This is a genomic window from Streptomyces sp. NPDC107454 (genome assembly GCF_055582885.1).
The window spans coordinates 241,165-261,305 of record NZ_JBVJPA010000008.1 but is presented as its reverse complement, the minus strand read 5'-3'; the positions used below and the strand labels follow the sequence as shown (position 1 = coordinate 261,305).

The 20,141-nt window shown below is 69.9% G+C and carries 19 protein-coding genes and 1 tRNA gene; 15 read left to right on the top strand and 5 right to left on the bottom strand.

Translation table 11 applies throughout. The features are described from left to right. Positions 1 to 63: 63 nt before the first annotated feature. The 4 genes from ACZ69M_RS22045 (at position 64) to ACZ69M_RS22030 (ending at position 1,593) form a co-directional block, all read left to right on the top strand. A complete protein-coding gene (locus ACZ69M_RS22045) occupies positions 64 to 387 on the top strand; it encodes a hypothetical protein (protein WP_470052044.1) in 324 nt (107 codons plus the stop codon). A 175-nt stretch (positions 388 to 562) separates the two neighbouring features. Then, a complete protein-coding gene (locus ACZ69M_RS22040; RefSeq protein WP_467978037.1) occupies positions 563 to 931 on the top strand; it encodes a WhiB family transcriptional regulator in 369 nt (122 codons plus the stop codon). Next, on the top strand, positions 928 to 1,251 hold the full coding sequence (locus tag ACZ69M_RS22035) for a hypothetical protein (RefSeq protein ID WP_054228177.1): 324 nt from the start codon (positions 928 to 930) through the stop codon (positions 1,249 to 1,251). The genes ACZ69M_RS22040 and ACZ69M_RS22035 overlap by 4 nt, the downstream gene beginning before the upstream one ends. Positions 1,252 to 1,368: 117 nt before the next feature. Then, positions 1,369 to 1,593: a hypothetical protein gene (locus tag ACZ69M_RS22030; RefSeq protein WP_129592095.1), complete on the top strand. Its 225-nt coding sequence runs from the start codon at positions 1,369 to 1,371 to the stop codon at positions 1,591 to 1,593. A gap of 40 nt (positions 1,594 to 1,633) precedes the next feature. Here ACZ69M_RS22030 and ACZ69M_RS22025 read toward each other — a convergent pair whose 3' ends face one another. Together ACZ69M_RS22025 and ACZ69M_RS22020 are read right to left on the bottom strand one after the other, a co-directional pair. Beyond that, positions 1,634 to 3,010, bottom strand: coding sequence for an ABC1 kinase family protein (locus ACZ69M_RS22025; RefSeq protein ID WP_470052041.1), 1,377 nt, complete (start codon positions 3,008 to 3,010; stop codon positions 1,634 to 1,636). Beyond that, positions 3,003 to 4,184: a TOMM precursor leader peptide-binding protein gene (locus tag ACZ69M_RS22020; RefSeq protein ID WP_470052039.1), complete on the bottom strand. Its 1,182-nt coding sequence runs from the start codon at positions 4,182 to 4,184 to the stop codon at positions 3,003 to 3,005. The genes ACZ69M_RS22025 and ACZ69M_RS22020 overlap by 8 nt, the downstream gene beginning before the upstream one ends. A gap of 217 nt (positions 4,185 to 4,401) precedes the next feature. On the opposite strand from ACZ69M_RS22020, the gene ACZ69M_RS22015 reads away from it, so the two are divergent. The 4 genes from ACZ69M_RS22015 to ACZ69M_RS22000 all read left to right on the top strand — a co-directional run bounded on the left by ACZ69M_RS22015 (position 4,402) and on the right by ACZ69M_RS22000 (position 8,276). Beyond that, positions 4,402 to 4,998, top strand: coding sequence for a M48 metallopeptidase family protein (locus tag ACZ69M_RS22015; protein ID WP_352045935.1), 597 nt, complete (start codon positions 4,402 to 4,404; stop codon positions 4,996 to 4,998). A 137-nt stretch (positions 4,999 to 5,135) separates the two neighbouring features. Next, entirely contained in the window at positions 5,136 to 6,812 is a 1,677-nt protein-coding gene (locus ACZ69M_RS22010; protein ID WP_470052037.1) for a TerD family protein, read from the top strand. 11 nt (positions 6,813 to 6,823) lie between these two features. Beyond that, the gene (locus ACZ69M_RS22005) at positions 6,824 to 7,504 is read left to right on the top strand and encodes an AIM24 family protein (protein ID WP_168495351.1); all 681 of its coding nucleotides are present in this window, start codon (positions 6,824 to 6,826) and stop codon (positions 7,502 to 7,504) included. Between the two features lie 16 nt (positions 7,505 to 7,520). Then, positions 7,521 to 8,276 carry an AIM24 family protein gene (locus ACZ69M_RS22000; protein ID WP_470052035.1) on the top strand — a complete coding sequence of 252 codons (756 nt, stop codon included), beginning with the start codon at positions 7,521 to 7,523 and terminating at the stop codon, positions 8,274 to 8,276. A 128-nt stretch (positions 8,277 to 8,404) separates the two neighbouring features. Here the strand turns inward: ACZ69M_RS22000 and ACZ69M_RS21995 are convergent, their stop codons facing one another. Then, positions 8,405 to 8,932, bottom strand: coding sequence for an NUDIX hydrolase (locus tag ACZ69M_RS21995; protein WP_470052033.1), 528 nt, complete (start codon positions 8,930 to 8,932; stop codon positions 8,405 to 8,407). After that, positions 8,929 to 10,359 (bottom strand): zinc-dependent metalloprotease, encoded by a 1,431-nt coding sequence (locus ACZ69M_RS21990; RefSeq protein ID WP_470052031.1) that lies wholly within the window; start codon positions 10,357 to 10,359, stop codon positions 8,929 to 8,931. Before ACZ69M_RS21990 ends, ACZ69M_RS21995 begins: the two co-directional genes overlap by 4 nt. Positions 10,360 to 10,550: 191 nt before the next feature. Here ACZ69M_RS21990 and ACZ69M_RS21985 point away from each other — a divergent pair, with 191 nt between their 5' ends. The 4 genes from ACZ69M_RS21985 (at position 10,551) to ACZ69M_RS21970 (ending at position 13,960) form a co-directional block, all read left to right on the top strand. Beyond that, entirely contained in the window at positions 10,551 to 11,666 is a 1,116-nt protein-coding gene (locus ACZ69M_RS21985; RefSeq protein ID WP_470052029.1) for an SDR family oxidoreductase, read from the top strand. A gap of 293 nt (positions 11,667 to 11,959) precedes the next feature. Further along, positions 11,960 to 12,421, top strand: coding sequence for a molybdenum cofactor biosynthesis protein MoaE (locus ACZ69M_RS21980; protein WP_054228166.1), 462 nt, complete (start codon positions 11,960 to 11,962; stop codon positions 12,419 to 12,421). A gap of 150 nt (positions 12,422 to 12,571) precedes the next feature. Next, positions 12,572 to 12,778, top strand: a complete 207-nt coding sequence (locus ACZ69M_RS21975) for a hypothetical protein (RefSeq protein ID WP_470052027.1) — start codon at positions 12,572 to 12,574, stop codon at positions 12,776 to 12,778. Between the two features lie 84 nt (positions 12,779 to 12,862). Beyond that, positions 12,863 to 13,960, top strand: a complete 1,098-nt coding sequence (locus tag ACZ69M_RS21970; protein ID WP_470052025.1) for a YlbL family protein — start codon at positions 12,863 to 12,865, stop codon at positions 13,958 to 13,960. A 93-nt stretch (positions 13,961 to 14,053) separates the two neighbouring features. On the opposite strand, the gene ACZ69M_RS21965 is transcribed toward ACZ69M_RS21970, so the two are convergent. Further along, on the bottom strand, positions 14,054 to 14,596 hold the full coding sequence (locus ACZ69M_RS21965; RefSeq protein WP_403697147.1) for a PPA1309 family protein: 543 nt from the start codon (positions 14,594 to 14,596) through the stop codon (positions 14,054 to 14,056). 163 nt (positions 14,597 to 14,759) lie between these two features. On the opposite strand from ACZ69M_RS21965, the gene ACZ69M_RS21960 reads away from it, so the two are divergent. From ACZ69M_RS21960 to ACZ69M_RS21950, 3 genes are all read left to right on the top strand, one after another. Further along, positions 14,760 to 17,756, top strand: coding sequence for a UPF0182 family membrane protein (locus ACZ69M_RS21960; RefSeq protein ID WP_470052449.1), 2,997 nt, complete (start codon positions 14,760 to 14,762; stop codon positions 17,754 to 17,756). 144 nt (positions 17,757 to 17,900) lie between these two features. Continuing rightward, positions 17,901 to 17,974, top strand: a tRNA-Met gene (locus tag ACZ69M_RS21955). Positions 17,975 to 18,239: 265 nt separating this feature from the next. Beyond that, entirely contained in the window at positions 18,240 to 20,063 is a 1,824-nt protein-coding gene (locus tag ACZ69M_RS21950) for a tetratricopeptide repeat protein (RefSeq protein ID WP_470052023.1), read from the top strand. Positions 20,064 to 20,141: the final 78 nt, after the last annotated feature.

Here is a 20,141-nt window from a genome sequence, read left to right as displayed (position 1 = left end):
TACTTAATAGCCGTCGGACTGGCTCACCCCAGTCCCCCAAGACGCCGAGAGGAGGCGATTCCAGTGATCAGCATCAACATCAGCTCCATCAGCACCGTCAAAATGACCGATCACTCGGTCGTCTCCACGTGCCCGCTCGGCGTCTCGAACCTGGGTACCGGTCTGTCCGGCATCGCTGCCGTCCGGCCGGCCTCCCCTCTGTCTCTCGCGGTTCTTCCCATCCGTGAGCGCAATGAGCGACCGATGAAGGCACTGGAAGCGGCAGTAGTGGCAGAGGCCCAGGCCTATGCCTCTGCGGCAGCCGGTGCCGGATCCCTGAAGCAGACGAAGCAGCACCACACGATGTGGGCCTTCCGTGGGCCTGAACCCTGGAGTGATCCAGCCTGATCTTCGATCAGGCCGGCGCCTTCAGGGCCGCGGAACCCCACCCGGGATCCGCGGCCCTTCTGTTTGTCCCCGACCGGGGACGGCAGAGCGAAGGGGCCTCGGGACAAGAACAGAACCCGGTACCAGCCGCCAACCGGCCAACCCGGCCGGCACGACCAGACGAGGAAGACCAACCGTGCAACTCGAAGCGCACGCCCCGTCCGTACCGCCTTCCGAAACGATCCCCCCGCCCGGCCTCACGGAGGACTCCACCTTGATCCCGCTCACTGCGCTCACCGCGCTCGACGACGCCATCGAGAGCCTCGGCGTACCCGTCCCCTGCCGCTCCTACGACCCGGAGGTCTTCTTCGCCGAGTCGCCGGCCGACGTCGAGTACGCCAAGTCCCTCTGCCGCACCTGCCCGCTGATCGAGGCCTGCCTCGCCGGCGCCAAGGAGCGGCGCGAGCCCTGGGGTGTCTGGGGTGGCGAGCTCTTCGTCCAGGGTGTTGTCGTGGCCCGCAAGCGGCCGCGTGGCCGCCCGCGCAAGAACCCGGTTGCGGCATGAACACCGTAGGAACGATCGATCGCCCCCTGACGCACGACCCCAAGAAACAGGCCCCGATGAAGCCGTCCACCAGCGAGCCCGCAGGCTCCGCCATCCCAGACTTCACCACCACCGGCGCGAACGACTCGCGTCAGAACAGGACCCGCGAGATGCAACTCATCCCAGAAGCCCTGGCTCGTGCGCATATGCACGAGCGACTGCACGAGGCTGAGCGGGAACGCCTGGCCGTGCGCCTGGCCTCCGCCCGTCGGATGCAGCGGCGGGCCGAGCGCGCCTCCATGCGCGCCCGGCGCGCGCTGGCCATGGCGGTCATGCACTAGCCGAAGGCAGTCGCTGCAGTACCAGTAAGCAGCTCCTCGCGGGGGTCGGTCCGAACGGACCGGCCCCCGCGGTGCGTTGTGCCGGGCGAACTGCCGAGACGGCGTTATCGTCGCCAAGTGACGAGTCTTCCCGGGGACAGTGACAGCACCGGCTCCATGCCGCGGCCCGATACGGCCGAGGCCCGGCACATCGTGTGCGCCCGCTGCGGCACCCCGGCCGACGGCCCTCCGCTGACGTGGACCTGTTCCATGGAGAACGGCACCCGCCACTACTTCTGCGACAACTGCGCCCGCAGCAACCTCAGGGCGATCGAGGGACGGCTGGACTCGGCCTGGTGGTAGGCAGAGCCCGGCCGAGCTCGGGGGCCGAAGGCGGCCCGAGTCACGCTCCGGCCGCGGATTCCTCCTCGTCCAGCAGCTCCTCCGTCGGGTCCTCTCCCGGTACGAACCCCGGCAGCCACGCCTCCAGTTCGTCGCGCAGGCGCACCGTCGCGCCCAGCTGACACAGGACGCCGATGGTGCTCAACGTCACACGGTGTATCAGGAGATACGACGGTGGCAGGTTGAGGAGCCTGCCCAACTGGTGCGCGGGGGAGCGGGGGTCGGCGATGCGGGCGGCCTGACTGCGCATCCAGCCGCGGGTGAACGTGAACTCGTCGACCTGGGCCGGTTCGATGATCGGCAGGAGATAGTCCAGGACCGCGTCGGGTTCGAGCTCTATGGACTCCTTGACGAAGCCCTCCTCACGCAGCAGCTCGTAGACCGCTTCGGCCTCGCCCTCGAGAGTCATCCGGAGGGAGTAGCCGATCGTCGAGGGCAGACCGCCGGGAAGACGGTCGACCGTGCCGAAATCCAGGACGCCCAGCCGCCAGCCGCTCTTCTCGTCCGGCAGGAGACGGAAGTTGCCCGGGTGCGGATCGGCGTGCAGCAGTCCGGTACGGGCGGGACCCGAGAAGAGGAAGCGGGCCAACAGCTGGCCCGCACGGTCCCGCTGCTCCTGGGTGCCGCCGGCGATCACCTCCGACAGCGGTATCCCGTCGATCCACTCGGTCACCAGGACCTGGTCGCACTGGTGGACCACCGCCGGGACGAGCACGTCCGGATCGCCCGCGAACTCCGTGGCATGCGCCTCCTGGGCCTCTGCCTCCAGCGCGTAGTCGAGCTCCTCGGACACCCGGTCGCGCAGCTCCGCGATCAGCGGCTTGATGTCCATGCCGGGGATCAGGGGACCCAGGAGCCTGGCGAACCGGCTGAGCTGGGTCAGATCGGACAGCAGGGCCTCGCCCGCCCCCGGGTACTGCACCTTGACGGCGACCTCGCGTCCGTCGTGCCACACAGCCCGGTGCACCTGGCCGATCGAGGCCGCCGCGGACGGCTTGTCCTCGAACTTCTGGAACAGCTCGGACCAGTCCTCGCCGAGGCGCTCCCGCAGAACGGAGTGCACCGTGCGCGTCGGCATCGGCGGCGCCGCCTCCTGGAGCTTCGTCAGCGCCGCGCGATAGGGTCCCGCGACCTCCTCGGGCAGCGCCGACTCGAAGACGGACAGGGCTTGTCCGAACTTCATGGCACCCCCCTTCAACTCGCCGAGGACCTTGAAGAGCTGCTCCGCCGTGCGCTGCTGGAGCTCGCGGCCGACGATCTCCGCGGACTTCCCGCCGATCCTCTTGCCCAGCCCCCAGGTCGCTCGCCCGGCGAAGCCGAGCGGTAGTGCGGCGAGTTTGGCAGTTCGGGTGACTGCCTTCCGGGGAAGATCAGACATGCGCCCTCCAAGTCCCAGACAGCCGTGCCGCGTGCGGCTGTTGCCCCGCCATTGTCTCGTGCGGCTGCGCGTCCTCGGCGGCGCGCTCCCCCTTCTTACTTTTCTCCGCCGCGCCGCACGGGCATGCGGGATGGGACCACACCGGCTTCGCATGCCAGTCGAAGCCCGGCACGGAGGACTCCCAGCGTGCCCCGGCGCTGGAGGGCAGCCGTCCGTCGAGGAACGTGAGGGCGTGTCCCGCCGCGAGTCCGGCGACCCCGGTCGCCAGCGCGAGGTCGCAGGCCGGGACCTGGTGCGAGGCGCCGGAGCGCCACTGGGCGATCAGGCGTGGCCAGGTCGGGTCCCGGTCGACGCGCTGCTGGTCCAGGCAGCCCGCGCAGCCGGTGTCGCCGGGCAGCACCAAGGGGCCGACGACACCCGTTCCCTCCACGACCCCCGCGTAGAGATGGGGGGTGCCGGAGGTGATCAGGGGCTCGGCGACGGCGGGATCGGGGGCGTGCACCGCCAGGCCGTCCCGGGGCGCGAGGATCACCAGGGAGAGACCGAGCTCCTCGCCTTCGGCAGCGGGCCGTGGTGGTCGATCCGGTGCCGCTCGGCGCACCGCGCGCCGGGCGGCTTCCTCCCGGCGCTCGCCGATGGACGCCGAGGGCAGTCCGCCCGGCGCCACGTCCCAGGGTTCGACGCTGCCGATGTCGCGCACTTCGACCTGGCCGACACCGGCGGCGGCCAGGAGGGAGGCCAGGACGACTCCCACCCGGCCGGCGCCCCTCACCTGCACCCGCAGGGAGCGGCGGGCGGCCAGATGCTTCAGGGCGTCGCCCGGCGCGCGGGCGACGAGGGACAGGGACGCGAGGTCGGGGCGGAGCCGGTCCAGGACCGCCTTCTTCTCGCGCAGGGCGTCCGCGGCCCGGCCGCCGCCCGTCGCGTCGTCCAGCAGACCCGAGCGGGCCAGCCGCTCCACAAGTGCGTCGACATGACCGTCGGGCAGGCCCATCGCGCGACCCAGGTCGCGAAGGAGCGGCAGCCCGCGTGTTCCGTTGAGCAGGTCGAGAAAGCTGCCTGTCGCCGTGTCCACCGGGCCCAGCACCATCGCGTGCGCGGGCGCCATCCCGAACTGCACCGTGTTGAGATCCCGCCAGCCGCGCCGCAGCGCGGGCTTCACCATCGGATGCATGACCGACCCCCGTACCCGTAGAGCATCCCCGTGTGTCGGCGGGGTCCGTCCCGGGCCCGCCGATCGAATGCCAGCATGCCCCGCCCGGCCGAACCGTGCCGAAAGTTGTCCACAGGCGGTGGTGTTCGTCGTATAAATCAAGCGCACGGGGTGCGGATCGGCATCGAACCGTCCAGGGGACGGGACTTCCTCCATGTGCAGCGGGTAACGTCGGGGCGTGCCCGCCGACCCACTGCACCGCGCCGGAAAGCCACAGCGCAGCACGACGAGCCTGCCGCCAAGCGGCTCGGGGGCGAGCGCGATCGAGGTTCGCAGGAGCGCGCGCCGACGCAGAACGGTCTCCGCGTACCGCGAGGGCGATCGCACCGTCGTGCTCATCCCCGCCCGTATGTCCGAGGCGGAGGAACAGCGCTGGGTCACCGTCATGCTCGACAAGCTGGCCGCCCAGGAGAGCAAACGGGTGCTCGGCGACGCCGAGCTGACCGAGCGCGCCGCGCGGCTGTCGGAGCAGTACTTCGACGGCCGGGCCCGCCCCGCCTCGGTCCGCTGGGTCACCAATCAGAACACGCGCTGGGGGTCCTGCACCCCGGCCGAGGGCAGTATCCGTCTTTCGCATCGCCTGCAGGGCATGCCCGAGTATGTCGTCGACTACGTCCTCGTCCACGAACTCGCGCACCTTCTGGTGCCCGGTCACGGGCCCCGCTTCTGGCGGCTGCTCGAGGCGTATCCGCGTACGGAGCGTGCCCGCGGCTATCTCGAAGGGGTGGTCGCGGCCGAACGCCTGCCGCATCTGCCCGTGGCGAGCGACGAGTAGCGGACGCGGGCGGCGGCGGACCGTCCTCGCCCGGGGGTGATTGTGTACCGGGTCTGTACCGGCGGCGTTCACTCCCAGAGTTTCCCGTTAGCCTGACGCGACGCAATCGCACACGGGATGGGGGACGGTCGTTACGCATGGCCAGGGAATTCCAACGCGGCCACAAGGCCAGGATCAGTGACCTCACCGCGGGCACGGATCTGTACGTAGGTGTGCAGATCGCCGGTCCCGGACTGACCTTCGACATCAGCTGCTTCGGTCTGGACGCCGACGAAAGGCTTTCGGACGACCGGTACTTCGTCTTCTTCAACCAGCCGAAGACCCCCGAAGAATCCATCCAGCTCCTCGGCGCCCAGTCGGGTGACACAGAGTCCTTCCGCGTCACGCTCGACCGGATCCCGGCGCAGATCCAGAAGCTGTCGTTCACGGCGACGATCGACGGCGCCGGACAGATGTCGCAGATCGCCCCCGGATACCTCCGTGTTGTCGCGGGCGGCGAGGAGGTGGCCCGGTACTCGTTCAGTGGCGCGGAGTTCTCCACCGAGCGTGCCGTGATGCTGGGCGACTTCTACTTGAAGGACGTCTGGCGGTTCGCCGCCGTGGGGCAGGGCTTCGACGGCGGCCTCGACGCGCTGCTGAAGAACTTCGGTGGTGAGGTCGCCGACGAGCAGCCCGCCGCACAGGAGCCGCAGGCCACTGCCGCACCGTCCTTCGCTCCGCCCGCCCAGGCCACCGCACCCCCCGCGTTCGGCGCCCCGGCTCCGGCTCCCGCGCCGGCGCCCACCGCGCAGGGGTACACGCCGTCGCCCGCCCCGGCTCCCTCGGTGCACGCCGCGCCGACCATCATCGCTCCGCTGCACACCCCGCCGGGCGGCGCCGTGCCGCCGCCGGGCCCCGCTCCGTACATCCAGCCGCCCGGCCCGCCCGGACCGCCGCCCGGCTACGGACAGCAGCCTCCCGGTCAGACGGCTCCCATGCCGCCCGGTTACGGCCAGCAGGCGCCGCCCGCGCCCCCCGGCTACGGGCAGCAGGCCCCTACGGCGCCTCCGGGCTACGGCCAGCAGCCGCCGTACGGCCAGGTTCCGGGCCAGGCGCCGGGTCAGCCCGGCGCGCCGTCCCCGTACGGCGTTCCCCAGGGGGCCCCGCAGGGCGGTGCCGGTGTGGCCGCCGCGCTGGGGGCCTACAAGGAGACGCCCACCGGTCAGCGGTGGACCCAGCAGAACAAGAAGCTCATCCGCGTCGACCTCGGTATCGGCGGCCAGCCCGTGCTGGCCCGCCAGGGCAGCATGGTGCTCTACCAGGGCAAGGTCGACTTCAGCTACAAGGGCGCCGGCTTCGCCGGGCGGATCGTGGGCAACGCGACCGGCCAGGAGATGCAGCTCATGCGCTGTACCGGCCAGGGGCAGGTGTTCCTCGCCGAGAACGCCACCCACGTGCATCCCATCGAACTCCAGGGCGACGCGATCTGCGTCTCCGCGGAGAGCGTGCTCGCCTTCGACGAGTCCCTCCAGTACGAGGTCCGGCGTATCGAGGGGCACGGCATCCCCGGAGGCGCGCTGTTCACCATGCAGTTCCAGGGGACCGGAACGATCGTCGTGAAGACGCACGGCGCACCCGTCGTGCTGCCCGTGACGCCGACGACCTTCGCCGACTGCAACGCCGTCGTCGCCTGGTCCGCGGCCTCCCAGGTGATCGTCTCCAGCCAGGTGCGGATGCGCCGCAACGCCTACCCCGGCGACACCGGGGAGAGCGTGAACCTCCAGTTCCGCGGCGCGCCCGGCAATTTCATCGTCGTCCAGCCATACGAGGTCTGAGGGAGCCCGTCATGAACCAGCCACTCGCGGGCTTCGCCCCGGCACCTGTCACCGCCCGCATGGAGAACCACGGCAACCACATGCTCAAGGTCGCCATGCAGACGGGAAACGACCTCTTCGCGCGCGTGGGCTCGATGGTCGCCTACGAAGGGTTCGTCCAGTACGAGCCCAACCCGCCCGCCGTACGCCAGATCGCGCGGGACTGGATGACCGGTGAGGGCGCACCCCTCATGAAGTGCACCGGCGACGGCCTGCTCTACCTGGCCGACTACGGGGCGAACGTCGTCGTCATCAACCTCAACGGGGACGCGATCTCCGTCAACGCCACCAACCTGCTCGCCTTCGACGCCCATCTCCAATGGGGCGTCGAGCGGGTGAAGGGGCTCGCCAAGTTCGCCGGACAGGGCCTGTGGAACACCAAGATCTCCGGCCAGGGATGGGTCGCGCTGACCTCGCGCGGCACGCCGATCGTGGTCGACTGCGGTGGCGGTGAGGACGAGACGTACGTCGACCCGGACGCGCTCGTCGCCTGGTCCCCGAACCTCAAGGTGAAGGGCAAGCGCAGCTTCAAGGCGCAGTCGCTGATCGGACGCGGCAGCGGCGAGGCGTACCAGATGGCGTTCTCCGGACAGGGCATCGTCGTCGTCCAGCCCAGCGAGGACAGCACCGACCGCCTCCGGATCCGGGGCTGAGGGGGGGCACCACATCATGCAGAGCCCGCTTTTCGGCTACAACGAGCAGCAGACCCAGGAGCGCTACAGCCTCCAGAACTCGCAGATGCTGCGAGTCGTCATGGAGGGGCACGACGACATCCTGGCCCGCAAGGGCACCATGGTCGCGTACCAGGGGCTCGTGGAGTTCGACGCCGAGTACCAGAACAACAGCCAGCACCGCGCACGTGCGTACACCGGTGAAGGCCTCGACCTGATGAGGTGCCACGGGCAGGGGACGGTCTATCTGGCCAATCTCGCCCAGCACGTGCACGTGGTCGACGTGGAGCAGGACGGGCTGACCGTCGACAGCAGCTACGTCCTGGCGATGGACTCCTTGCTGCACCACGAGGTCATCGCGGTGGACAGCCAGTACGGCATCTCCGGCTCCGGCAAGTACCAGCTCAACATCACCGGCCGTGGCAAGGTCGCCCTGATGACCTCGGGCATGCCGCTGATGATGCAGGTCACGCCGGACAAGTACGTCAACTGTGACGCCGACGCGATCGTCGCCTGGTCCACTGGCCTGCGTGTCCAGATGCAGGCCCAGACGCACTCCTCCGGGGTGTGGCGGCGGCGGGGCAACACCGGTGAGGGCTGGGAGCTCAGCTTCTTGGGCCAGGGCTTCGCGCTCGTCCAGCCCAGCGAACTGCTGCCGCCGCAGAACGCGGTGATCGGCCAGGGACTGCGCGCCCAGTACGGCATGGGGCAGCAGGGCGCCCGGGCGCAGAACCAGGGCAACGTCTGGAGCTGACCGGCCGATGGCCGGTTGACCGGCCGCACCCGAGGTCGGTTGTTCGACCGGCGGTCGGATGACCGGGTGACGGTCCGGGAAACGGACGTAAGGGGCGATCGCCATGGCGGTCGCCCCTTACACGTGCCTCAGGCCGCGAGTCGTGCGCGCGTTGCTTCCAGGAGCCGTACGACCGAGGTGTCCGCCACGTCCGCGACCTCCTCGTAGGGGAACCAGCGCAGGTCCAGGGACTCGTCGCTGATCGCCGCCACGGCCTCGGCCGGGGCGAGCGCGGCGTACTGGACGTCCAGATGCCAGTTGCACGGCGCCGGGATGGCGTGCCGGTCCAGGGTCACGGGGCCGCCCGGCAGCAGGACCAGACCCTCGATGCCCGACTCCTCGGTCGCCTCGCGCAGCGCGGCCGCAGCCAGCGTCGGATCGCCCGGCTCGCAGTGGCCGCCCATCTGCAGCCACATCTGCAGCTTGCGGTGCAGCGTCAGCAGGACGCGGCCGCCGACCGGGTCGATGACCAGGGCGCTGGCCGTGACATGCCCCGCCGTGCAGGCCTTCCACATGCCGTCCGGATGCTCGGACAGATGGTCCAGATAGACCTGGCGCAGCTCTTCCTGGTCCTCGTACTGCTTCAGTACGAGGACGGCGTCGTCGTGAAGGGTCACTCGGTGCCGTCACCCTTGTCGTCGTCCGCGGGAGCGTCGTCCTTCTTCAGGTTCGTCTTCTCGGCGGAGCCGCTCGCCGCCTCGCCGAGCATCTTGTCGAGCTCGGAGAAGTCCAGCTGCTCACGGTGGACGAAGCCGTCCGGGTCGTCGAGATCGGACGCGGTCGGCAGCATGTCCGGGTGGGCCCACAGGCCGTCGCGGCCATCCACACCGCGCGCGTCGGTGAGCGAGGCCCACAGGCGCGAGGCGTCCCGCAGCCGGCGCGGGCGCAGCTCCAGACCGATCAGTGTGGCGAATGTCTGCTCGGCGGGGCCGCCCGTGGCACGGCGCCGACGCAGCGTCTCGCGCAGCGCGTCCGCGGAGGAAAGACGCGGCTTCGCGGCCGCGTGCACGACCGCGTCCACCCAGCCCTCCACGAGCGCGAGCGCCGTCTCCAGACGGGCCAGCGCGGCCTTCTGCTCCGGCGTGTCCTCCGGTTGGAACATGCCCTGCTGGAGGGCGTCCTGCAGCTGCTCGGGGTTCTGCGGGTCGAGCTGGCCGACCACGTCCTCCAGCTTGGCCGTGTCGACCTTGATCCCGCGCGCGTAACCCTCGACCGCGCCGAACAGGTGCGAGCGCAGCCACGGCACGTGCGAGAAGAGACGCTGGTGGGCGGACTCGCGCAGAGCGAGGTAGAGCCGCACCTCCTCCAGGGGGATGCCCAGGTCCTTGCCGAACGATGCGATGTTCAGCGGCAGCAGCGCGGCCTTGCCGGCCGGGCCGAGCGGCAGACCGATGTCGCTGGAGCCGACGACCTCGCCCGCGAGCACGCCGACGGCCTGCCCGATCTGCGTACCGAACATGGCGCCGCCCATGGAGCGCATCATGCCGATGAGCGGGCCCGCCATGGCCTGCATCTCCTCCGGCAGGACATCGCCCATGGCCGCGCCGACGCGCTCGGCGACCGGGTCGACGAGCTCCTTCCACACCGGCAGGGTCGCCTCGACCCACTCCGCGCGGCTCCAGGCCACCGCGGAAGCGGCGCCGGACGGCAGGGACGTCGCGTCGTCCAGCCACAAATCGGCCAGGCGTACGGCATCCTGAACCGCGGTGCGCTCGGCGGGACCGACGCTCGCGTCCTTGGTGCCGTCAGAAGTGCCCTGGGAGACCGTCTGGCGGGCGATCTGCTTGGCCATGTCCCAATTCACCGGACCGCCCTCGTACGAGAGCATCTGGCCCAGCTGCTGGAACGCGGCCCCCAGATCGTTGGGGTTCATGGAACCGAACATCGCTGCGAGCGGATTGTCGGCGCCGGGGCCGCCGGCTCCGGGCGGCCCGAAACCGAACGGTCCCTGTCCACCGCCGCTCTGCTGGTCCTTCTTCTTGCCCTCGTCGCCGTTCTCCGGCTCCTCCGGCGGAAGGCCGAATCCGAATGGGGTGTCACTCACGGGATTCCTCGGCTGGTAAGGCCGCCGGTTCGTTCCGACGGCGACTGCCCGACAACACCACCCAGCGTAGACACCCGAACCCGATCGGGCCTCGGTGCTTCGCCGACTCTTGGCCTGCGGCAGGATGGATGCCACCTGGTACGGACGCGTCACGCGCATCCGTTACTGAAGACAACCGCTGGAGACGCCCGGTGAGTTCCCCAGATCCACAGGTTCGCGCAGCGCGAAACCACTCAACCAGCCCGCCCTTGCGCGGGCCCGTCGTCGCGGTCACCGGCGCCGCGTCCGGCGTGGGCGCGATGCTGACCGAGCGGCTTGCCGCCAGCGAGGAGATCAAGCAGGTCATCGCCATCGACGAGCGTCGCGGAGAGTGCGAGGGCGCCCAGTGGCAGATCCTCGACGTGCGGGACCCGGCGATCGCCGAGAAGCTGCGCGGCGCGGACGTCGTGGTGCATCTCGCGCTCGACCTCGACCTGGAGACGGACGCGGCGGCGCGCACGGCGTACAACGTCCGGGGGACGCAGACCGTGCTGACGGCCGCCGCCGCGGCCGGGGTGCACCGCGTCGTGCTGTGCACCTCCGCGATGGTCTACGGGGCGCTGCCCGACAACGAACTGCCCCTCTCCGAAGACGCCGAGCTGCGGGCGACCGCCGAGGCGACGGGGGTCGGGGACCTGCTGGAGATCGAGCGGCTCGCCCGGCGGGCGCCGCGCGCGCATCCGGGGCTCAATGTCACCGTCGTACGGCCGGGGGTTTTGGTCGGTGGTGGCACCGACACCGCCCTGACCAGGTACTTCGAATCTCCTCGACTCCTTGTGGTGGCGGGGTCGCGGCCTGCCTGGCAGTTCTGCCACGTCGAGGATCTGTGCAGTGCTCTGGAGTACGCCGTCCTGGAGAAGGTGGACGGGGAGCTGGCCGTCGGGTGCGACGGGTGGCTGGAGCAGGAGGAGGTCGAGGAGCTCAGCGGGATTCGGCGGATGGAGTTGCCGTCCGCCGTCGCGCTGGGGGCTGCCGCGCGGCTTCACCGGATTGGGCTCACTCCTTCGCCCGCCGGGGATCTGGCGTACACGATGTACCCCTGGGTGGTGAGTGGGAGCCGGATGCATGACGCCGGGTGGCGGCCGCAGTGGACCAACGAGGAGGTTCTCGCGGAGCTGCTGGAGGAGGTCGCCGGGCGGCACACCGTGGCTGGGCGGCGGCTGGGGCGCAAGGATGCGACGGCGGCGGGGGCTGCGGGGGCGACGGTTGCTCTTTTGGGTACGGCCGCGTTGGTTCGGAGGGCTCGGAAGGCTCGGCGGCGGATCTGAGTCCGGGGGTGCGGGTGCGGCTGCGTCGTGGCTGGGGGCCGGTGTTCCGCCCCCGCCGCCCCTACCCGTCCCCTCCCCGGGGGCTGCGCCCCCGGACCCCCGGCGGGGCTGCACCTCCTGCACCCCCTGCACCACCGGTGGTGGGCGGAATGGGATCGTCGTCGGGTGGTGGACGGGGCGGGGTGGGTGGGGTGCGGGGTTGTTCGCTCTGTAGGAGGCTCCAAAAGGTCACGCGTGTGTGCGGGGTGAACGGCGTATTTCGTGGGTGCCGTGGGGTGCGGCACGATGGGGCCATGGCACCTACCTTTGAGCATCCGGGTGAGTTGGGCGCGCAGGATCCGATTCGGCTGTTGGCGATTCGGGACGAGCCGCTTTCCTTGGACGAGGTCTTCCGGGCCGTCGGGGACGACGCCGCCGGAGGGACCGCGCTCTTCGTGGGGACCGTGCGCAATCACGACGGGGGTGCCGACGTCGACGGGCTGGGGTATTCGTGCCATCCCAGCGCGGAGGCCGAGATGCGGCGGATCGCCGAGAAGGTGGTCGCCGAGTATCCGGTGCGGGCGCTGGCCGCCGTGCACCGGGTCGGTGACCTGGCCGTCGGTGATCTCGCGGTGATCGTCGCCGTGTCGTGTCCGCACCGCGGTGAGGCCTTCGAGGCGTGTCGCAAGCTGATCGACGACCTCAAGCACGAGGTGCCCATCTGGAAGCACCAGAAGTTCTCCGACGGCACGGAGGAGTGGGTCGGAGCCTGTTGAGGGAGTCGGCCGGACGTGTGAGTCCGGCCTCACCGGGTTCTCACCCTTGCTCCGGTTGCGTAACCGACCCCCTGGTATGAGCGTTAACAACGCGGATGGTTAATCTGCTGATCAGTCAGTTGCGGTTGCTCGTGGGGTTGGGAGGTCGGCATGGCGTCGCTCGCCTGGTTGCTGATTCCGCTTATGGCTGCGATCGGTGCCGGACTGTGGGGCAGTTGGGCCAGCCGGAACCGCAAGACGGTGGGAGACGGCATCGAGCTCGAGGGGTACGCGCGCTTCCGCGCGGCCATGGAGCGCTCCGAGGCCGTCATGGTGCGGCCCGGTGCCGGGGAGAAGCCGCACTCCGACGCCGTCTGAGCCCAGGGCCCCGCAGAGGCCGCCCGGGCCCCGTACGGACGGCCCCGACAGTGCGCTGACAGCACCGTCCCGTACTGTCGTGGCATGCCACGCCGCACCGCGACGATGCTCGCCTCCACCCTGATCCTGATCGCGCTCCTGTGCGCGGGAGTGTTCATCAAAGTGCCGTACTCGGAGATGTCACCGGGGCCGACGGTGAACACACTGGGCGAGCACGACGGCGAGCCGGTGCTGCAGATCTCCGGACGCAAGACGTACCCGGCCACCGGGCACCTGAACATGACCACTGTCCGGGTCACCAGCGCCGACTACAACATGAACCTCGTAGAGGCCGTGTACGGGTGGCTCGCGCACGACAACAAGGTCGTGCCGCACGACACCCTCTACCCGGACGGCAAGACCGAGCAGCAGTCGACGCAGGAGAACGCCGAGGAGTTCAGCCAGTCCCAGGAGAGCGCCAAGGTGGCCGCTCTGAAGGAGCTGCGCATCCCGGTGAAGTCCTGGGTGATCGTGTCGACCGTCGTCAAGGACTCCCCGGCCGAGGGCCGGCTGCACGCCGGTGACGTGATCAAGAGCGTCGACGGTACGGCCGTCAAGGCACCCGAGGACGTCGCCAAGCTGGTCACCAAGCACAAGCCCGGCGAGAAGGTCGTCTTCACGGTGGTGCCGGCCAAGGAGCAGGCCGCCGCCGAGAAGGCGGGCAAGACGGCCACCGCGACCACGGACGTGACCATCACCACGGCGAAGTCCAGCGACAGCGGCGCGTCCCGGGCCATCGTCGGCATCTCGGCCGGGACCGATCACACGTTCCCGTTCAGCATCGACATCAAGCTCGCCGACGTCGGCGGTCCGAGCGCCGGGCTGATGTTCGCGCTGGGCATCGTGGACAAGCTGACCCCCGGCGACCTCACCGGCGGCAAGTTCGTGGCCGGCACCGGCACCATCGACGACAGCGGAACCGTCGGTCCGATCGGCGGCATCGAGCTGAAGACGATCGGAGCGCGCGAGAAGGGCGCCCAGTATTTCCTGACGCCCAAGGACAACTGCGCGGCCGCCGCCAAGGACACCCCCAAGGGGCTCACCCTCGTCAAGGTCAACACCATCGACGACGCGATGAACGCCCTGAAGGACATCAGCTCCGGCAACACCGCCGACCTGCCGAAGTGCACCACCAAGAGCTGAGGGACCGACCGGCGGCGATACACAGGGGCCGTACGGCGTGACGGGGGCGCCTCCGGAAGTCCGGGGGCGCCCCCATCCGCGTACACCAGGACGTCAGTCCGCGAACGTCGCCGACAGCGCCTCCGCGAGGCCCGGCACCAGACCCGCGCCCGTGAGGACCTCGGTCGGCGCGTCCTTCTCGCGCAGACGCAGTGCCGAGTCGCGGGTGCCGTCGCGCAGGACGCCGACCGTCATACGGACCTCCTGGCGGTCCGGGTGCTCGGCGACCCACTTCGCGAGCTTCTTGTCGCTCAGGCCCTCCGGGACGGAGGCCTCCGCGGACGGCGGCAGCATCAGCCGCTCCACGGTGAGCGCGCAGCCGACCACGGCGTCGGGCCAGGCGATGGTGCCGAGGAACTCGTCCAGCGGCTTGTCGGCAGGGATCTCGTCCTGCTCGATGGGGGTGAGACCGGTGGTCTCGGGCTCGTCCTGCAGGCCGAGCTGGGCCGCGAGACCGGGCTCCTGGGCCCGCAGTCGCGCGGTGTCTACGAGGGCGAAGAGGCGAGCGGGCTGGTCCCAGCCGAGGCTGGAGGCGTACTCGTCGATCTCGAGTACGGCCCGGGTGAGCGGGCTCGCTGCCATGGGAGTGTTGGACATGGTCACAATCCTGCCTCGTTCGTACCCGGATCCGGGAACCGAGTAAAGCGTGAGTAAGTTGCATAGATGAGGCTCCACGATCACGGAGCCTGACGGATGGTCCGCCTCACGGGGACCTGACGGATCAACAGCGAACTTCGAGGTGCGCACCTTGGCTTTCCAGATGCCGGACCGCGGCGGAGGCCCGACGGGGCCACGGATCAGAGTGGGCCGACCGTCCCGGCGGGTCCGGACCCTGCTCATGACACTGGGCGTGCTGGCCGTGCTGGCCATGGCGTTCGTCATGTTCGCGGGGTTCTGGACGGACTGGCTCTGGTACCGGTCGGTTCACTACTCGTCCGTCTTCACGACCACCCTGTGGACCAAGATCGGGCTCTTCTTCGTCTTCGGCCTGATCATGGCGGCCTCGGTCGGCGTGAACATCTGGCTGGCACACCGATTGCGACCGCCGCTGAGCGCGATGTCGATGGAGCAGCAGAGCCTCGACCGGTACCGGATGGGGATCGCGCCCTACAAGAGATGGCTGCTGCTCGGCATCACGTCCCTGGTGGGGCTGATCGCCGGCGCGTCGGCGTCGGGCCAGTGGCGTACATGGCTGATGTGGGTGAACGGGGTGCCCTTCCACCAGAAGGACCCCCAGTTCCACCTCGACGTCTCCTTCTATGCCTTCGACCTGCCCTGGTACCGGTTCCTGCTCGGCTTCGGCTTCGCCGCCGCCGTGCTCTCGCTGATCGCCGCCGCGCTCACGCACTACCTCTACGGCGGGCTCAGGATCACCTCCCCGGGCGCGCGCGCCACGGCCGCGGCGACCGGGCACCTGTCGGTGCTGCTGGGCGTCTTCGTCGCCCTGAAGGCGGTCGCCTACTGGCTCGACCGCTACGGACTCGCCGTGAAGTCCAGCGACTTCAAGGCGACCGGCAACTGGACGGGTCTCAGGTACGTCGACGCCAACGCGTATCTGCCCGCCAAGACGATCCTGTTCTGCATCGCCGTCATCTGCGCGCTGCTGTTCTTCGCCACCCTGTGGCGGCGCACCTGGCAGCTGCCCGTCATCGGCTTCGGCCTGATGGTGCTCTCGGCGATCCTCATCGGCGGTCTCTACCCGGCCATCGTGCAGAAGTTCCAGGTCCAGCCGAACGAGCAGGCCAAGGAAGCGCCGTACGTCGAGAAGAACCTGAAGGCGACCCGCGAGGCCTACGGCATCGACGGCACCCAGGTCTCGGAGTACGCGGGCAAGAGCGACACCAAGGACAAGACCAAGCAGCGCGCCGACGCCGACACCACGGCGAGCATCCGTCTGCTGGACCCGAACATCGTCTCGCCCACGTTCCAGCAGTTGCAGCAGATGAAGAACTACTACGCGTTCCCGACCAACCTGGACGTCGACCGGTACAGCAAGGACGGCACGAACGTCGGGGATCAAGACACGGTCATCGGACTGCGCGAGCTGAACCTGAACGGCATTCCGAAGAACAACTGGATCAACGACCACTTCCGCTACACGCACGGATACGGCGTGGTGGCCGCCAAGGGCACCACGGCGACCTCCGGTGGCCGGCCCGTCTTCACCGAGTCCGACCTGCCGTCCAACGGCGACCTGGGGACGTACGAGCAGCGGGTCTACTACGGCGAGAAGACCACGCAGTACTCGATCGTCGGCGGTCCCCAGAAGGAGATCGACTACTCCGACGACAGCGGTGAGAAGACCACCAGCTACCAGGGCAAGAGCGGGGTCAGCCTCTCCAGCCCGATCAACCGTGCCGCGTACGCCGTGGCGTTCGGCGAGCCGCAGATCCTCTACTCGGGCGCGATCGGCGAGGGTTCCCGGATCCTCTACAACCGCACCCCCAAGGACCGTGTCGAGGCGGTGGCCCCCTGGCTGACCATCGACGGCGACGCCTACCCGGCCGTGGTCGACGGCAAGATCCAGTGGATCGTCGACGCCTACACCACGACCAACGGCTACCCGTACGCCTCCCGCACCACCCTTGGTGACACGACGGCGGACTCGCTCACCGCGACCAACAACCAGCGCGCGGTGGTGGCCCAGCAGAACCAGGTCAACTACATCCGCAACTCGGTGAAGGCGACCGTCGACGCGTACACCGGTGAGGTCAAGCTCTACCAGTGGGACACCAAGGACCCGGTCCTCAAGACCTGGATGAAGGCGTTCCCGAACACGGTGGAGCCGAAGACGGCCATCTCGCAGTCGCTCATGGACCATCTGCGGTACCCGCAGGACCTGTTCAAGGTCCAGCGCGAGCTGCTCACCCGCTACCACGTGAAGGACGCGCAGACGTTCCTCAGCGGCAGCGAGGTGTGGCAGGTCCCCGACGAGCCGACCAACAAGTCGGGCGATGCGGTGCCGCCGTACTACCTGAGCATGAAGATGCCCGACCAGTCGGCGCAGGCGTTCTCGCTGACGACGACCTTCACTCCCAACGGCCGTGACAACCTCAGCGCGTTCATGGCGGTCGACTCCGAGGCGGGCACGCCCGACTACGGCAAGATCAGAATCCTGAAACTGCCGACCAGCGAACCCGTCGACGGGCCCAAACAGGTCCAGAGCCAGTTCAACTCCCAACAGGACATCGCCGAGTCGATCAGACTTCTGAAGGGCGGGGACTCGGAAGTCGAGTACGGCAATCTGCTGACGGTTCCGCTGGACGGAGGACTGCTCTACGTGGAGCCCGTCTACGTACGCGGTGGCGACCTCAAGTACCCCTTGTTGCGCAAGGTGTTGGTCACCTACGGAGGCAACACCGCCTTCGAGGACACGCTCGACCAGGCGCTCAACAAGATCTTCGGGACGGACAGTACGACCAGTCCACCGGCCGACACGGGGACCACCCCACCGCCGACGTCGAGCAACCCGACGGTCCAGCAGGCGCTCACCGACGCGCAGAAGGCCTTCGACGAGGGCCAGGACGCCCTGAAGAAGGGTGACTGGACGGCGTACGGGCAGGCGCAGAAGGATCTTCAGGACGCGTTGAAGCGGGCCGAGGACGCTCAGGCCAAGGCCGACAAGAGCGCCACCGGTGGCAGCGGCGGCAGCAAGAGCAACGACAAGGGCAGCAGCCCGAGCAGTAGTCCGAGCCCGAGCGGCAGCAGCAGTCCGAGCCCCAGCGGCAGCAGCAGTCCCAGCGGCGGTACGACCTAGGGCGGCGGTAGCGGCCAGGGCGCCGACCGGTCCGTCGGGCCGGTCGGCGCCTGGTCCGGTTCTTGGCTGAGCCGCTGGTCAGAGGAAGCCTCCGCTGCTGGTCAGAGGCCCCCTCCGCGCCGTGGTACGGTTGCAACACAACGGCGCGGGGTGGAGCAGCTCGGTAGCTCGCTGGGCTCATAACCCAGAGGTCGCAGGTTCAAATCCTGTCCCCGCTACTGAAAGGCGAAGGCCCGGATCCTCACAGGATCCGGGCCTTCGCTGTGTGCGCACACGTGTACTGCACTCGTATGGCGACCTGAGCAGGACGCGTGCGCGGGGTGCGTGCGGCGACCATGGGCGACGCGCCGAAGACTCCGCCATCCGTGGGGAGTTGGGAAAACTGTGTTTGACTTGTCTCTCTGTGGGCATGTCGACAAAACGCTGAAGTGACCTCACTGACTGCGGTATACCAGGTGTACCCAGGTTGCAGGTGGTGCGACGATGGACGTTATGGGGGACAAGGCAACTCTGTTGGATACAGGGCGTTTTGCGCAGCCTTCAGACCGGGATGAAACCGGCGAGGCTGCCGAGGAAGCACGTCAGCGGCTCGCCGCCGAGGCCGGCGACGTCGAGGCGATGAGTGTCCTCGGAGCGATGCTGCTGCGCCGTGGCGATCTCGACGGAGCCGAGCCTCAGTTGCGCGCTGCCACCGCCGCCGGTGACCGCGCCGCCGCCAACAACCTTGGTGTCCTCCTGCACCAGCGCGGGTACGCCGACGAGGCCGCCGGGTGGTGGCGGATCGCCGCCGTCGCGGGGTCCGCGGCCGCCGCGCACGCGCTCGGGCGCTATCACCGGGAGCGGGGAGACGAGCCTGCCGCCGAGTACTGGCTGCGTCAGTCCGCCGAGCAGGGGCATGCCCTCGGGGCGTACGCGCTCGCCGATCTGCTGGAGCACCGCAGTGACGTCGGCGCCGAGCAGTGGATGCGGGCGGCCGCCGAGCGGGGGCACCGCGAGGCGGCGTACCGGCTCGCGCGCACGCTCGACCGCAAGGCCGCGGACGCGGGCGAGGGCAGGGGCGACAACGGTGTCATCGGGGTCATAGGAGCCGCCGGTGAAGAGGCCGAGCAGTGGTACCGGCAGGCCGCCGCGCGCGGGCACCGGCGGGCCGCGCTGCACCTCGGGGCGATCCTGGAGAAGCGGGGTCACCTCAAGGAGGCGGGGCGCTGGTATCTGACGTCCGCCAAGGACGGAGAGGCGCGGGCCGCCTGCGCGCTCGGCTTCCTGCTGCGGGACGCGGGGGACACGGAGAGCGCGGCCGTGTGGTGGCTGCGGGCCGCGCAGGACGGCGACGGGAACGCCGCGAACGCTCTGGGGGCGCTGCACGCCGAGCGCGGCGAGACGCAGACCGCGGAGCGGTGGTACCGGGCCGCCATGGACGCCGGTGATGTGAACGGCGCGTACAACCTCGGGCTGCTCTGCGCCGAGCAGGGGCGGACCGCGCAGGCCGAGCAGTGGTACCGGCGGGCCGCGTACGCGGGGCACCGTGAGGCCGCGAACGCGCTGGCGATCCTGTTGCTTCAGGTCGGGGACTCGGCCGGGGCCGAGCCGTGGTTCTCCAAGGCCGCGGAGGCCGGGAGTGTGGACGCCGCGTTCAATCTCGGGATCCTGCATGCCGGGCGGGGGAGCGAGGACGACGAGGAGGCGGCGCTGCGGTGGTACGAGCGGGCGGCTTCCGCCGGGCACACCGAGGCGGCGCTGCAGGTCGGGATCGCGCGGCTGCGGGACGGGGACGAGCTGGAGGCGGAGCGGCATCTGAGGTGTGCGGCGGGGGGCGGTAGCGCGGAGGCCGCGTACCGGCTGGCCGCCGTGCTCGACGCTCGGCGGCCGCCGGCGCCCGCGCATGAGCTCGGGGAGCCGGCGCAGGAGAAGAGTGAGTGCGAGGAGTGGTACGAGCGGGCGGCATCCCTGGGGCATCGGCGGGCGCAGGTGCGGGTCGGGATGCTCGCCGCGGCGCGGGGCGATGTGGTGGAGGCGGCTCGGTGGTACCGGTCGGCCGCGGAGGCCGGGTCTCGGAACGGGGCCTTCAATCTGGGGCTGCTGTTGGCTCGGGAGGGGAGTGAGCCGGAGGCCGCGTTGTGGTGGACCCGGGCGGCGGATGCGGGGCATGGGCGGGCGGCGCTTCGGCTTGCGCTCGTGTATGCGCGGCGGGGGGAGTTGGCGGAGGGGCAGCGGTGGGCTGATCGGGCGGTTGCGCTGGGGCCGGCGGAGGTGGCTGAGCGGGCGGCTCGGTTGCGGGATGCGTTGCGGCAGGAGTTGTCTGCGTGAGCGGGTGACGGTGGGGAGGGGGGGCCGGCCTCGGGTTGTTCGCCCCCGCCGCCCCTACCCGTCCCATCCCCGGGGCTC

What these genes read in the sequence shown, in the direction of transcription:
- ACZ69M_RS22035 (WP_054228177.1), top strand. Translation starts at nt 928, where the DNA reads ATGAACACCGTAGGAACGATCGATCGCCCCCTGACGCACGACCCCAAG.
- ACZ69M_RS22025 (WP_470052041.1), bottom strand. Translation starts at nt 3,010, where the DNA reads ATGTCTGATCTTCCCCGGAAGGCAGTCACCCGAACTGCCAAACTCGCC.
- ACZ69M_RS22020 (WP_470052039.1), bottom strand. Translation starts at nt 4,184, where the DNA reads ATGCATCCGATGGTGAAGCCCGCGCTGCGGCGCGGCTGGCGGGATCTC.
- ACZ69M_RS22010 (WP_470052037.1), top strand. Translation starts at nt 5,136, where the DNA reads ATGGCCAGGGAATTCCAACGCGGCCACAAGGCCAGGATCAGTGACCTC.
- ACZ69M_RS22005 (WP_168495351.1), top strand. Translation starts at nt 6,824, where the DNA reads ATGAACCAGCCACTCGCGGGCTTCGCCCCGGCACCTGTCACCGCCCGC.
- ACZ69M_RS22000 (WP_470052035.1), top strand. Translation starts at nt 7,521, where the DNA reads ATGCAGAGCCCGCTTTTCGGCTACAACGAGCAGCAGACCCAGGAGCGC.
- ACZ69M_RS21980 (WP_054228166.1), top strand. Translation starts at nt 11,960, where the DNA reads ATGGCACCTACCTTTGAGCATCCGGGTGAGTTGGGCGCGCAGGATCCG.
- ACZ69M_RS21975 (WP_470052027.1), top strand. Translation starts at nt 12,572, where the DNA reads ATGGCGTCGCTCGCCTGGTTGCTGATTCCGCTTATGGCTGCGATCGGT.
- ACZ69M_RS21970 (WP_470052025.1), top strand. Translation starts at nt 12,863, where the DNA reads ATGCCACGCCGCACCGCGACGATGCTCGCCTCCACCCTGATCCTGATC.
- ACZ69M_RS21965 (WP_403697147.1), bottom strand. Translation starts at nt 14,596, where the DNA reads ATGTCCAACACTCCCATGGCAGCGAGCCCGCTCACCCGGGCCGTACTC.
- ACZ69M_RS21960 (WP_470052449.1), top strand. Translation starts at nt 14,760, where the DNA reads ATGCCGGACCGCGGCGGAGGCCCGACGGGGCCACGGATCAGAGTGGGC.
- ACZ69M_RS21950 (WP_470052023.1), top strand. Translation starts at nt 18,240, where the DNA reads ATGGACGTTATGGGGGACAAGGCAACTCTGTTGGATACAGGGCGTTTT.